This window comes from Marivirga arenosa (assembly GCF_030503895.2).
Taxonomy (GTDB): domain Bacteria; phylum Bacteroidota; class Bacteroidia; order Cytophagales; family Cyclobacteriaceae; genus Marivirga; species Marivirga arenosa.
In genome coordinates this window covers 2,941,207-2,954,768 of the sequence record NZ_CP129970.2, presented here as the reverse complement: position 1 = coordinate 2,954,768, position 13,562 = coordinate 2,941,207, and the positions used below count along the sequence as shown (strand labels likewise).

General features: G+C 32.7%; 11 protein-coding genes. 3 read left to right on the top strand and 8 right to left on the bottom strand.

Features of this window, described 5'->3' with window-relative positions; translation table 11 throughout:
* Nucleotides 1–18 precede the first annotated feature (18 nt).
* A complete protein-coding gene (locus tag QYS48_RS12895; protein ID WP_302101345.1) occupies nucleotides 19–240 on the bottom strand; it encodes a hypothetical protein in 222 nt (73 codons plus the stop codon).
* A 95-nt stretch (nucleotides 241–335) separates the two neighbouring features.
* Nucleotides 336–605 (bottom strand): helix-turn-helix transcriptional regulator, encoded by a 270-nt coding sequence (locus tag QYS48_RS12890; RefSeq protein WP_308356265.1) that lies wholly within the window; start codon nucleotides 603–605, stop codon nucleotides 336–338.
* Nucleotides 606–821: 216 nt separating this feature from the next.
* Here QYS48_RS12890 and QYS48_RS12885 point away from each other — a divergent pair, with 216 nt between their 5' ends.
* Nucleotides 822–1,748: an SDR family oxidoreductase gene (locus tag QYS48_RS12885; protein ID WP_308356264.1), complete on the top strand. Its 927-nt coding sequence runs from the start codon at nucleotides 822–824 to the stop codon at nucleotides 1,746–1,748.
* A 33-nt stretch (nucleotides 1,749–1,781) separates the two neighbouring features.
* Here the strand turns inward: QYS48_RS12885 and mtaB are convergent, their stop codons facing one another.
* Complete coding sequence (gene mtaB, locus QYS48_RS12880) at nucleotides 1,782–3,104, bottom strand: tRNA (N(6)-L-threonylcarbamoyladenosine(37)-C(2))-methylthiotransferase MtaB (RefSeq protein WP_308356263.1); 1,323 nt, start codon at nucleotides 3,102–3,104, stop codon at nucleotides 1,782–1,784.
* Nucleotides 3,105–3,441: 337 nt separating this feature from the next.
* On the opposite strand from mtaB, the gene QYS48_RS12875 reads away from it, so the two are divergent.
* Nucleotides 3,442–5,604 carry a glutamine synthetase III gene (locus QYS48_RS12875; protein WP_308356262.1) on the top strand — a complete coding sequence of 721 codons (2,163 nt, stop codon included), beginning with the start codon at nucleotides 3,442–3,444 and terminating at the stop codon, nucleotides 5,602–5,604.
* 58 nt (nucleotides 5,605–5,662) lie between these two features.
* Here QYS48_RS12875 and QYS48_RS12870 read toward each other — a convergent pair whose 3' ends face one another.
* From QYS48_RS12870 to tsaD, 5 genes are read right to left on the bottom strand one after another with little or no spacing between them, the layout of a single operon-like run.
* The gene (locus QYS48_RS12870; protein WP_308356261.1) at nucleotides 5,663–6,184 is read right to left on the bottom strand and encodes an HNH endonuclease; all 522 of its coding nucleotides are present in this window, start codon (nucleotides 6,182–6,184) and stop codon (nucleotides 5,663–5,665) included.
* 44 nt (nucleotides 6,185–6,228) lie between these two features.
* Nucleotides 6,229–7,020 carry a C40 family peptidase gene (locus QYS48_RS12865; RefSeq protein WP_308356260.1) on the bottom strand — a complete coding sequence of 264 codons (792 nt, stop codon included), beginning with the start codon at nucleotides 7,018–7,020 and terminating at the stop codon, nucleotides 6,229–6,231.
* 1 nt (nucleotide 7,021) lies between these two features.
* Complete coding sequence (gene smpB, locus QYS48_RS12860; protein ID WP_308356259.1) at nucleotides 7,022–7,486, bottom strand: SsrA-binding protein SmpB; 465 nt, start codon at nucleotides 7,484–7,486, stop codon at nucleotides 7,022–7,024.
* A gap of 29 nt (nucleotides 7,487–7,515) precedes the next feature.
* Nucleotides 7,516–7,911 carry a hypothetical protein gene (locus tag QYS48_RS12855; protein WP_308356258.1) on the bottom strand — a complete coding sequence of 132 codons (396 nt, stop codon included), beginning with the start codon at nucleotides 7,909–7,911 and terminating at the stop codon, nucleotides 7,516–7,518.
* Nucleotides 7,908–8,927 (bottom strand): tRNA (adenosine(37)-N6)-threonylcarbamoyltransferase complex transferase subunit TsaD, encoded by a 1,020-nt coding sequence (gene tsaD / locus QYS48_RS12850; protein WP_308356257.1) that lies wholly within the window; start codon nucleotides 8,925–8,927, stop codon nucleotides 7,908–7,910. Before tsaD ends, QYS48_RS12855 begins: the two co-directional genes overlap by 4 nt.
* Nucleotides 8,928–8,933: 6 nt before the next feature.
* Between tsaD and QYS48_RS12845 the strand changes: the two genes are divergently transcribed.
* The gene (locus QYS48_RS12845; protein ID WP_308356256.1) at nucleotides 8,934–13,541 is read left to right on the top strand and encodes a translocation/assembly module TamB domain-containing protein; all 4,608 of its coding nucleotides are present in this window, start codon (nucleotides 8,934–8,936) and stop codon (nucleotides 13,539–13,541) included.
* The last annotated feature ends 21 nt before the right edge of the window (nucleotides 13,542–13,562 follow it).

The window sequence follows — 13,562 nt, the reverse complement described above, 5'->3', positions numbered from 1 at the left end:
CCTGGATTTTAATTTAATTTATTGCATAGATTTCCATTGCTGGTAATGTTTCATTACGGCTCGGCAATTTCCAGTTGCATAAAAACCACCGGGATCTTTTACTGTACATTTAGCAATTTCATAATTTTCTACAGAATCAACAGTTGATACTTCTGTTGCTTCAGCATTTACGCTTACTACAAACAGCATAGCAGCTGCTGCTACTGAAGCCAAGACTGAATTTTTGAATTTCTGAATCATAATTTTTGAATTTTAGTTTAGAAAATTTATTTATTGTGATCACAGATTAAATTTGGAAACCAAAAATTTAAAATGAATCACCCCAAAGGGTGATTTTAGGGTGATATTGAAAATTCCCTTATTAAATCTTCTTTAAGTAATTCGATGATAAATTGTCTAAACTCTTGCTTTCCTCTTAAACCAAGTTTTTTAATAATCCTTTTTCTATGAGTTTTGACGGTTTCTAAGCTAATGAAAAGAAGGTCGCTGATTTCCTGACAGCTTAAACCTTTTTTACAAAGAGATAAAACTTCTAATTCTTTAAAAGTCAATTTAGCATGTGAAATACGAGAATGTATAACATATGAATTCTTATTCAATAACATAATTTTAGGTTTTGGTTTGTTGATTTTTCAACTAAAATATTTTATACGATTCTAAAAACAAAATAAAAAATGTAAAATTATCACAATAACATATCCGTTTATTCATATTTAAACCAAGGAAGTTTATAAAATTTAAAAGAGTATTTTCAGTATTCTAATTTTTACAACAATCATTAATCACTTACTTTTGCAACTTGCAAAAGAAACATCAATCCTATGAACATATTAATTACGGGTGGAGCTGGCTATATAGGTTCAGCCTTAATTGAACAACTTCTTCCAGATGAGAAAATCAATAAAATTGTTATTTACGACAACCTCAGTAGAAACAATTACCATTTCTTTCTAGGTAGCAAATTACCAAAGCACGAAAAAATAGAATTTATCCAAGGAGAATTATTGGATACTCGAAAGCTCTCTAAAGCTTTAAATGGTATAGATACTGTAATTCATTTAGCTGCAAAAGTAACAACTCCCTTTGCCGATGCTGATCCTCATTATTTTGAGCAAAGTAACCATTGGGGCACAGCTGAACTAGTTTATGCCGTAGAAGAATCAAATGTTCAACAATTTATTTTTGCGAGTAGTATTTCTGTATTCGGTTCATCAAACGATATGGTAAATGAAGATCATCCAGCCAATCCTAGAACCATTTATGGAATATCAAAATTGAGAGGAGAGGAACACGTTGCTCGACTTTCCGATAAAATCAATACTCAAATATTAAGATTAGGTAATGTTTACGGGTATGCTAATGCAGTCCGTTTTGATGCGGTGATAAACCGTTTCATGTTTGACGCAAACTTTAATAAAAGAATTGCCATTAATGGAGATGGTAAACAACACAGACCTTTCATTTCTATTCAAAAGGTTAGTGATATCATCAAGCAAGTAAGCATGAGTAAGGGGATCCCTTCGGGATTTTATAATGTGGTTGATCGCAATTTACAAGTACTAGATATTGTAGATGCTTTGAAAGAAATTTATCCTGAAATGGAATTTACTTTTATAAATCAGCACCTAAAGCTGAGAGAACTTCTGGTTAACCCGGAGACTAAACTTAGTGAATACATCGAAATTCCAGAAAATACAAAAAGCTTAAAAGAAGAATTAATTGATTTTAAAAATCATTTAAGATTTTAAAGAAGGGATGCAGAAACTGCATCCCATTTATTTTCAATGAGTTAAAACCTCCGTTTCAACTTCATCAATTTCCATTAATCCTTGTTCATTAATTGAAGTCAGTTTTACTTTCTTCAATTCATTAATCAATATCGGATCATATTTGGCCACTACCCTAACATAATTATCAGTAAAGCCTTCCATCAAACCATCGTGAATATCTTTTTCAAATAAAACGACCTCTTCCCTACCCACATTTTCTTCATAAAAAGCTCTCTTTTTCTTTTCTGAAAGACTTCTAAGCATTTTAGAACGTTCATTTCTTATTTCCATCGGAACTACACCATCCATTTCAGGGGCATCTGTATTGGCTCTTTCCGAATAGGTAAATACATGCAAATAAGAAATAGGTAAATCTTTTAAGAAGTGATAAGTATCTAAGAAATCATCATCACTTTCACCAGGGAAGCCCACAATTACATCTACTCCTATGCAACAGTTTGGCATTAATTGCTTGATTTTAGCTACCCTGTCTTCGTATAGCTCACGAAGATACCTTCTTCTCATTTTTCTTAATATTTTATTGCTACCACTTTGCAACGGAACATGAAAATGAGGAACAAATCTTTTTGATTGGCTTACAAATTCAATAATCTCATTTGTAAGGAGATTGGGTTCAATACTCGAAATTCTAAATCTTTCAATCCCCTCCACCTCATCTAGCTCTTTTACTAAATCTACAAACCTTTCTTTTCGCTTTCCATCCTGAATACCAAAATCACCAGTATTCACACCTGTTAATACAATCTCCTTTACTTCTTCCTGAGCAATTTTCTTAGCACTTTCTATAATATTTTCAATACTATCGCTTCTACTTTTCCCTCTTGCCAATGGAATAGTACAGAAAGCACAGTGATAATTACATCCATCCTGAACTTTAAGAAAAGTTCTGGTTCTATCATTAATTGAGAAAGCATTATTAAAGCTTTTCGCCTCCTTTATATCAGAAGCTATTACTTGAGGTTTATCCTTTTTAGTAAAACCATCTAGTTTATCTATCAATTGAAATTTTTCTGCAGCACCTAAAACGGCATCAACACCTTTTATTTCAGATATTTCTTTTGGCTTAAGCTGAGCATAACAGCCAATTATGGTAATAAAAGCATCAGGATTTATCTTCTTTGCTTCCTTTACCACCTTTTTACATTTCTTGTCTGCGTTTTCTGTTACAGAACAAGTATTGATAATAAATATATCAGGATTGGCTTGAAACTCCACTTTTTCATAACCTCTGTCTTCAAACATTCTTGATATGGAAGAGGTCTCTGAAAAATTCAACTTACAGCCTAGCGTATAAAAAGCAACTTTTTTATTCATGCTCTTGATTTTGCAAAATGAGGTGCAAAGTTAAGCTTTATATCTGTGAATGTAAATCTTTTTTAACTATAGCCTTACTTAGTGAATAAATATTTAACAATTATAAAATGTGAGGGTTAATTTTAACAGAAATAGCAGATTTTCAATTAAATATATCTTATCGAGGATTAAAAATTGAAGATTACTGAACAAGCTACGTAATTACCTCTATTTTTTAACCTAAAAATATGTTTTTATCATATTTTTCAGAAAATCATAAATATTCTGCAACCTCAAATAATTAATTCTACATATTTTTAATTAAATTTGCATTGAATTTAAACCAAAAATCATAAAAATGGCTCATTTAAGATTTAATGCCCTTGATATCGTTTCCAGAAGAACAACAGAAAGAATCGAGGCTCCTTCCAACAAAATATCTGACTATTTTGCACAGGATGTATTCACTCTTGACGAAATGAAAGCAACATTAGCTCCTGACGTTTTCAAAAAAGTCAGTGAGGCTATAGACAAGGGTAAGAAAATTGATATGGATACTGCAGATCAAATTGCTTCTGCAGCAAAATCATGGGCAATTTCAAAAGGTGTGACTCACTATACACACTGGTTCCAGCCATTAACAGGTTCAACTGCTGAAAAACATGATTCATTTTTCAACGCACAAAAGAAAATTGAAGTTTTTGCAGGTTCTATGCTTGTACAACAAGAACCAGATGCATCATCATTTCCTAATGGTGGTTTAAGAACTACTTTCGAAGCTAGAGGGTATACTGCATGGGATCCTTCATCTCCTATGTTTGTTTGGGGCAGAACATTATGTATTCCTACCATTTTTGTAGCCTATACTGGTGAGGCTTTAGACCATAAAGCTCCTCTTTTAAAAGCCGTTGAAGCTGTAGATAAAGCAGCTACTAAGGTGGTTCAATTATTCGATAGAAACGTAAACAAGGTAAATGCATCATTAGGATGTGAACAAGAGTACTTTGTTGTAGATAAGGCCTTATTCAATTCAAGACCAGACTTAGTAATGTCAGGAAGAACATTATTTGGTCATAACCCAGCTAGAGGGCAACAGTTAGATGATCACTATTTTGGTTCTATCCCAAGTAGAATATATAACTACATGAAAGACTTTGAAATTGAATGCTTAAAACTAGGAATTCCAATTTCAACTCGTCACAATGAAGTGGCCCCTAGCCAATTTGAAGCAGCTCCTCTTTTCGAAGATATAAACGTAGCAACAGATCATAATAGCTTGATGATGGATGTTATGAGACGTGTAGCCGAAAGACATAACTTACAAATATTATTCCATGAAAAGCCTTTCGCAGGGTTAAATGGTAGCGGTAAACACAACAACTGGTCACTAATCACAAATACAGGTGTTAATTTATTCCAGCCAAGCAATAGCGCAAGAGAAAACTTATTATTCTTAGTTTTCTTAGTGAACACTATTAAAGCAGTTGCTGATCGTGGCGAGCTTTTAAGAGCTTCTATTGCTTCAGCAAGTAATGACCACAGATTAGGTGCTAATGAAGCGCCACCAGCAGTAATGTCTGTTTTCATTGGTTCTCAGTTAACTGCTGTATTAGATGAGTTAGAAGAAAAAGGGAACATCAAGATTGACAAAGGGGAAAATATGTACATGAAATTGGGCATTGATAAAATTCCTCAAATTATCCTTGATAATACAGATAGAAACAGAACCTCTCCATTTGCATTTACTGGTAACAAATTTGAGTTCAGAGCGGTGGGTTCTGATCAAAATGTTGCACAACCTATGTCAATCCTTAACTTAATTGTTGCTGAACAATTAAACGACTTCTATGCGGCCGTGAAAGCTGAAATGGATAAAGGAACTGATAAGAAAATTGCTATCGTAAATATATTAAGAGATTACATTAAAGAATCTAAGAAAGTAAGATTCGAAGGTGATGGTTACTCTGAAGAATGGGAAAAAGAAGCAGAGAAAAGAGGATTGCCTAATATTAAAAATACTCCAAGAGCACTACAATCATTTGTAAAAGAAGAAACTAAAAAGCTTTTCTCAAAGCATAATGTAATGACTCCTGAAGAGTTAGAGGCTAGAAACGAAATTTATTTGGAGAACTACATGATGAAAATCCAGATCGAATCTCGTTTAATGGGTGACATTGCTTTAAATCAAATTATCCCTACAGCAGTAAAATATCAAAACACATTAGCTCAAAATGCTAAAAACTTGAGTACACTTAAGTTAGACAATTCAGAAATATTGAAAAATATTGAATTAATCAGCGGATATACTAAAGACTTAAGAAGCTTAGTTCATGAAATGATCGAAAAAAGAAAAGAGCTTAATAAAATAGACGATATCAACGAAAGAGCTATCAAATACTGTGATGAGGTAAAAGAAGCTTATTTTGATAAAATCAGATATGCTGCAGATAAATTAGAATTATATGTGGATGATGAGCTTTGGCCATTGGCTAAATACAGAGAATTATTATTTTTGAGATAATAATCTAAACCAACTATTCACTTTATTAAAAACCGTTCTTTAAAAAGAGCGGTTTTTTTTATGCACTTAACTGTTTGGTTTTCAAAAAGGGCATCCACTTTTCATCAATATTTCCAGAAAAATCTCTAATAAACATCACATAATTAGGCTTAAAAGGCATTCTTTTCAATTTCATATCACTTTCTTCTGGCGTACTATTACCCTTTCTGGTATTACATCTTTTACATGCTGTTACCAGATTCGTCCATTTAGATTTACCTCCTTTCGATCTTGGAATTAAATGGTCTAGGGTTAAATCTTTAGAGGTGCCACAATATTGACATTCATGACCATCTCTTTTGAACACGTTCTGACGAGTTAACATTACACCTTTATAAGGCATAGTTACATAATTGATAAGACGTATTACCGAGGGAAAAGGATAGGATTTATCTACTGATCGTAGTTTTAAATCATCAGTTTTTTCAATCAATTCAGCTTTTTGCAAATAAAGTAGCAGAAAGGCTTTTGGAATGCTACACACTGTAATCGGACTATAATCCTGATTCAAAACCAATGCTCTTCTTGTACTAATTTTCATGCTTTCAAAAATTTTATGTAGCATGAAAATCAATCTTTATCTTATCATGCTAATATTCTTTTAATATCGGTTAAATAATGTGTGTAACCTTTTTGTTCAGCATTGAAGATACCATTTTCATCAAGAAAATCAATTTTTACTCGCCCAGATGCATGAATAATCTCCTGATTCTCAAGCAAAATACCCACATGAGTTACTTTTTTATCTTCATTTCTAAAGAATGCTAAGTCACCTGGAAGAGCGTTCACTAGGCCATCCACCAGCTTACCTTGTTGCACTTGTTGAGAGGCATCTCTTTTCAAATTATAACCACAAATTTTGAAAACCATTTGGGTAAAGCCAGAACAATCTATTCCAAATGGAGATTTACCTCCCCATAAATAGGGTGCATTTAAATATTTTTTAACTACCCCTTTCAGGTATTCAAAATCTCTTTTTGCACTTAATGATTTAGCCTCTCCATTAAAGCCTAAGTGTTCCTCTATTGCAAAAATCTCATTAGTTGAAATAGGAATTACTGAGCCAAGTGTAACTGAAATTAAGTTTTTTTGATATAAAATGGATGCCGTTAAATCTGTGCAAATTTTATAATCTGAATTATTTATTTGATCGAAATACTCTTCAGAAATATAATGGAATTGTTTACTGTCAATCCAACCCTGATAATGGTCAAAGTAGATCTCTATCTTTACCCATTTTTGATCTTTTGATATATCAATTACACTGTAATGGTCTCCAAATAACAATTGTGTTACCATTTCAGCAGCATCAGAAGGCTCCGCTCTTACAGGAATTATACTTAATCTAGAAATACCCTTTTGCCCGATTGATGTCATATTACAATTTCATTTTAGACAGTTCTCTTTTCACATCTTTCTCTTTGATACTGTCCCTTTTATCGTGCAGTTTTTTACCTTTTGCTAATGCGATCTCAATTTTCGCAAGACCTCTACTATTAATATATAATTTGGTTGGAATTAAGGTTAAACCCTTTTCTTCCATTCTCTTTTTCAACTTTTCTATTTCTTGCTTTTTAAGCAAAAGTTTTCTTTCCCGCTTTTCTTCATGATTATAGTGAGTTCCTAGTTCATAAAGACCTATGTGCATACCCTTCACAAAAACTTCTCCTCTATGGATATAGCAGTACGCCTCTTGCAAACTGACTTTATTCAATCTAATAGCCTTAATTTCAGTACCTTGCAAAACAAGCCCCGCTTGATAAGTGTCTAACCACTCATATTCAAACCTGGCTTTTTTGTTTTTAACAGTTACTGATTTACTAAAATCTTTTTTATCACTCATAATCTACTATTCAAGCAAAATTGAATACTTTATTTCGATAAGTTATTAAAAATATGATTTAATTTCTCTTTAGGTAATATCTTTTGCCCTGTAGTTCCCTTACTCACAATCCTATCTCCTACTTTTGCAGTATAGGAACAAATAATTTCCTTATCTACTATATCGTTAAACTCAGCTATAATGTTTACTTCCTCTCCTATTAAAGCTGGAGCTACATGTTGAATGTTAAGATGTGTACCTATTCCTTCCTCTCCTGCTTCAAGCATATCCAGTACAAATAAGCGAGTGGCCCATTCAATTTCTCTAGCTAAAGTAAAAGTAGCACATACATCATGAACAGCTTGCTTTTCAAAATGAGCAACATCTTTTTCAGTTACAATAAAACTGTGCCTTTTAATATCTCCCTTTCTAAAAACTGATTTCATTTCTTTTCAGCTGTAAATTTCATTCTAGGAATTGGTGCAGCATTCATGTCCAAAAATTCTTGGTTTTGATATTTGAAATGAGCTGTCATAGCAATCATTCCAGCATTATCAGTACAAAACTCAAATTTTGGGATATAAGTATTCCATTTTAATTCTTCACCAGTTTTTGCTAAAACTTCCCTCAAATATGAGTTTGCTGATACTCCACCTGCTATTGCTACTTCTTTAATTCCAGTATGTTTTGAAGCTTTTTTTAATTTTTGAAGTAAAGTGGTAATTAGCCTATGCTGAACACTTGCACAAATATCATCAAGGTTATCTTTAACAAAGTTATTATCTTTTTGACTATTATTTTGTAGGAAGTAAAGCACTGCTGTTTTAATACCACTAAAAGAATAATTAAATCCAGGCATCTCTGTTTCTGGAAATTTAAACTTTTCAGGATCTCCATTTTTAGCATGTTTATCGATCATTGGTCCTCCAGGATATGGTAAACCAATTATCTTGGCGATTTTATCAAAGGCCTCTCCTACTGCATCATCTTTTGTTTCACCTAAAATTTCCATATCTAAATAGTCATTTACCTTTACTATTTGAGTATGCCCTCCACTCACAGTTAAGCATAAGAATGGGAAGTTTGGCTTAGGATCTTCAATGAAATGAGCCAAAATGTGGGCTTGCATATGATTTACCCCGATTAATGGAATTTTTAAAGCGGAAGAAAGTGATTTTGCAAAACTGCTCCCTACTAAAAGTGCACCTAATAATCCAGGGCCTTGCGTAAAAGCTACTGCATTTAAATCCTTCTTACTTATATTTGCAGCAGATAAGGCTTGCTCTACAACTGGCACGATATTTTGTTGATGAGCACGTGAGGCTAATTCCGGAACTACACCTCCGTATTTTTCGTGAACAGATTGTGTGGCAATAATATTGTTGATTACATTTCCGTTCTGAATTACTGAAGCTGAAGTTTCATCGCAGGAAGATTCGATCGCTAAAATATTGATATCCATAAAAATTTGAAAGAGGAGAATAATATAACGCAAGGTATTAAAAAAGGTATTGCAAAAGCAATATTATGGACCTTCCTTATCATATTTTTTTCCATGAGTGTATTGGTCTTGGCTATGCAATCCTCACGAATACAAACTTCGGTAGCCAAATATGGAAGTGATTATTTAAGCAAAAAATTAGGCTTTGAAATTACTATTGAAAAAATCAATATTGAGTGGTTCGATCAAATTTCACTAAGTGGTTTAAACGTTAAAAATAAAGACAATAGTCCGTTTATAGATATTGAATCTATTTCTATTGATTATGATATTAAGCAACTGATAAATGATGAAAGCGTCCTTTTCGATCAATTAGATCTTAAAAATGGAAGAGTAATGCTGATTCGAGAAAAAGGGAGTATTTATTTTAATATAGATGAATTAGCGTATGCCATTCGGAATTTATCTTCCTCAGAAAATGACAGTAGCTCAAAACCAGCTAAAAAGCTTCTAATTAGAAATGCTAATCTTGATAATATTATTCTAGGTGTTGCTAATTTAAATGCAGATTCTATTAAAGAAGGATTTAATTATAATCAATTTGTACTTCATGATTTAAATGCAAGGCTGAAGAATTTCTCTAGTAAAGCAGACACAATCCAAATGCAGGTTCAAAGCTTAACCGCTCATGATTCAGTAACTGACATGGCAATTAATAAGCTCATGACTAACTTTGAAATATCTCAGAGCAGAATGGCTTTAACAAACCTAGATTTGCACCTCAACAATAGTACAGTTAAAGATTCTATTGTATTCAATTATAACAGCATTAGTGATTTATCTTACATTATTGATTCCGTTGATATTAAAGCTAATATTAAAAACTCAATTATTTACGCAAAGGATTTGGCTTATTTCGCTCCTTATGTCAATAGATATAAGGATAAAATAAATCTAAGCGGGCAATTTAGCGGTAAGGTAAAACGATTTAAGGCTAAAGATTTAAACCTAGAGTTTGGTGAATCAAGCTTTATCGAAGGAAATTTAAGAATAGACGGTTTACCATATTTTGATGAGTCCTTTATCAATCTAGATTTAACTAATTCCTCATTACTACCAGCAGATTTACAGCAATACATTAACGATAGTATTGTTTTTGAAAGAGTTCAAAATGTAGGTTTAACCAATTTTAGAGGGAATTTTATTGGATTCCCTACTGATTTCGTAGCCAACGGTGTATTTACGTCACCATTAGGAAGAGTGGAATCCGACTTAAATTTAAAAATATCACCAGATTCAAAAACCTCTAGTTACAAAGGGGCTCTAGCCACTTATAATTTTGACCTTGGGAAATTCTTGGATGCAGATTCTATCTTCCAAAAGGTGCAAATGAATGGAAATATAGAAGGAACTGGGTTTACTGTTAAAACCGCGAAGTTGAAACTGAATGCGAATATTAGTTTAATAGGAATTAATGGATATGAATATCAAAATATAAAAACTAATGCTGAGTTGGCATCAGAATTTTTTAATGGTACAATAACTGTCAACGATCCACTTTTGAAATTCAAAATGGATGGTTCTATTGATCTTCGAAATAAAGCAAACTTAATTAATGTTAATGCTGATTTAGATACTATAAACTTTAAAGAATTAAATATAACTCAAGATGATTTTATTCTTACTGCTAGAGGAAATTTGAATGGCAAAGGTATTGTACTTGATAGTATAGTAGGAAACACATCTCTGCAAAAAATTTATGCAGCATATAAAGGTAACACCTTACAACTCGATTCCTTAGTTATTCAAACTTCAAAAAATGATGGGGTTCGAAAACTTAATATCAATTCCGATTTATTTAGGGCTAATATTAATGGCGCTTATCAGTTTAGTCAGTTGGAGACTGATTTAATTCGGACTGTTAAAGAGTACCGATTAAACATCGAAAATGATCAAAAAAATATTGAGGAATATTATAGTAAGTTAGACTCATCAACAATTCTCGAAGAGTATGATGTGACTTTTGATTTTATAATAAAGGAGATTGATCCGCTTATTAATTTATTTGTACCCGAATTGCATATTAAAGAAGGTGCCACAATAGCAGGTCAATTTCAAAATGGCAAAAACAGCACCCTATTTATAAAGTCTCATTTTGATTCGGTACAATACGAAAGCAATGTATTTCTTCAAAATGATATTGATTTGAACTTCAGTAAATACCACCTAAGTCAGGATGTATTAGGTATTGGTTTCGTTAATTCTCAAACACAAAAATTTGATAAATTAAAGACAGAAAATTTATCAACTGAATTATTTTGGACTGGTCGTGAAATAAATTTTAGCACTTTCATTAAACAATTCGATAACGAAAACCATATAGATTTATCAGGAAAGTTAGAATTTTTAGAAGACACCTTAGATTTGAATATTGAGCAATCCAACATTAGGATATTAAGTAAAAACTGGAGCTTTGTTGATAACAATAGTTTAAAAATAGCTGATAATAATTATCAATTTGAAGATTTTGGAATTATTGCATCTAATGAGCACATCATAGCGAACGGTCAACTATCTACTGATTCAACAAAATCACTTTTAATTGATATTGATAGTTTTAGTGTTGCAAACATCAATGAACTAGTTGAAGAACATGATTTTAAGGGAACTGCAAATGGTTTTATTGAAATTCAAAATTTCGAGAATGAATTCCTTCTTAACACTGAATTGAGTCTAGTTGATTTCTATCTTGATGAATTCCTAATCGGTGATATAAACGGCTTTTCAAATTGGCAGCCAAGCCAGAAAAAACTTTTGATGGATTATCTGGTAACTCGTGAAGACAAAGACATTATAAAAGTTGAGGGGGCCTATCAACCCGCTGTAGCAGAAAATTCACTAGATCTTTCTGCTACATTAAGAAAAACAAATCTTGTGATTGTTGAGCCTTTTATAAATGATATCTTTTCTGAGATGAGAGGATTTGTAGATGGACAATTTAAGATCACAGGAAATTTAAGAAGACCTGTTATCAATGGAATTGGTAAAATTTCTAACGGAGGAATAAGAGTAAATTACTTAAACACCTACTATGATTATACAGGAAGTATCCGATTTGATCAGGAGAAAGTGACATTCGAAAATATGCAACTTACCGATGAAATGGGAAATAAAGGATTCCTCTCTGGTGATTTGCTTCATGATGGTTTTACTGACCTAAGACTAGACTTAAAAGGAGAAATGAATAGCCTTAAAGTTTTGAATACCTCGGCTAAAGATAATGAGCTTTATTACGGAACTGCCTATGCAAGTGGAACAGTAGCATTTCTAGGCAGTGTGGGGAATCTTACGATTGATGCCCAAGCTAAATCAGAAAAAGGCACGAGAATATTTATACCCGTAGAAAGCACTTCATCTGTAGAGCAGGAAGAATATATCCATTTCATAAATGTAAAAGATACTGCCAACAATACAACTCAAGAAATCAATACTGTAGATGAGGTTGATATTAAAGGAGTGACCATGAATTTCGATTTAGAAATAACTCCTGACGCATATGCAGAAATTATCTTTGATATTAAAGCAGGTGATATCATCAGAGGTAGAGGAAATGGAAAGCTCAGTATGAATATCGATACGAATGGTGCCTTTACAATGATTGGAGATTACACCTTAACAGAAGGTGGCTATAATTTCACTTTGTACAACATCATCAACAAAGAGTTTAGCATCCAGCCTGGTAGTCAAATCACTTGGGATGGTGATCCATATCGTGCTAATCTTGATATCCAAGCCGTTTACGAGCAAAATGTATCCTTACTTCCAATAATTGATATTGGCCAAGATTCGACCTTGGCTAGTTCTCCTGAATTGAAAAGAAGGTATCCTGCGAAAGTGTTATTGGATTTGCAAGGAGATTTATTACAACCAGAAGTTGATTTTGATATAGAGTTTTCAAATTTCCCTGATTATGTGACCACTAATAATGGTCAGATTCCACTTAGAACTAGCATTATTGCATTTGAATCTGAATTAGAAGCTGATGAGCAAGAGCTTAAAAGACAGGTATTCAGTTTAATTATCTTAAGAAGATTATCACCAAGATCATCCTTCGCAGTGAGTGGTTCTGTAGGTAATTCTGTGAGTGAGTTTTTATCCAATCAACTAAGCTACTGGGTAACACAGATAGATGAAAATCTGGAAATCGATGTGGATTTAGGGTCTTTTGATGAAGATCAATTTAACACTTTCCAACTGAGGCTTTCCTACAGCTTCTTAGGAGGACGCCTGAGAATAACTAGAGACGGTGGTTTTACACAAGGTGAAACAGATAACGTAAACCAAGAAATTCTCGGAATTCTGGGAGATTGGTCTGTTGAATATCTTTTAACACCTGATGGAAAGCTTAGAGCAAAAATATATAATAGAACCAATTTTAATACGCTAGATCAGTTTACAAATACGGCTACTACAAGTACAGGAGTGAGTTTAGTTCACGTAACCAGTTTTAATCAGATCAAAGAAATCTTTGAAAGAAATAAAAAACAACAAAATCAAAGCTCTAATGACCAACCCGAAAAAGAAAACCCTTCAAATCAGGATGCTGCATTAAGAGAAGAAGACGAAAATTCTTAATAATATAAAACCAAAGCTAAA

Coding starts and splice junctions, on each gene's coding strand:
- QYS48_RS12895 (WP_302101345.1), bottom strand. CDS start 240: ATGATTCAGAAATTCAAAAATTCAGTCTTGGCTTCAGTAGCAGCAGCT.
- QYS48_RS12890 (WP_308356265.1), bottom strand. CDS start 605: ATGTTATTGAATAAGAATTCATATGTTATACATTCTCGTATTTCACAT.
- QYS48_RS12885 (WP_308356264.1), top strand. CDS start 822: ATGAACATATTAATTACGGGTGGAGCTGGCTATATAGGTTCAGCCTTA.
- mtaB (WP_308356263.1), bottom strand. CDS start 3,104: ATGAATAAAAAAGTTGCTTTTTATACGCTAGGCTGTAAGTTGAATTTT.
- QYS48_RS12875 (WP_308356262.1), top strand. CDS start 3,442: ATGGCTCATTTAAGATTTAATGCCCTTGATATCGTTTCCAGAAGAACA.
- QYS48_RS12870 (WP_308356261.1), bottom strand. CDS start 6,184: ATGAAAATTAGTACAAGAAGAGCATTGGTTTTGAATCAGGATTATAGT.
- QYS48_RS12865 (WP_308356260.1), bottom strand. CDS start 7,020: ATGACATCAATCGGGCAAAAGGGTATTTCTAGATTAAGTATAATTCCT.
- smpB (WP_308356259.1), bottom strand. CDS start 7,486: ATGAGTGATAAAAAAGATTTTAGTAAATCAGTAACTGTTAAAAACAAA.
- QYS48_RS12855 (WP_308356258.1), bottom strand. CDS start 7,911: ATGAAATCAGTTTTTAGAAAGGGAGATATTAAAAGGCACAGTTTTATT.
- tsaD (WP_308356257.1), bottom strand. CDS start 8,927: ATGGATATCAATATTTTAGCGATCGAATCTTCCTGCGATGAAACTTCA.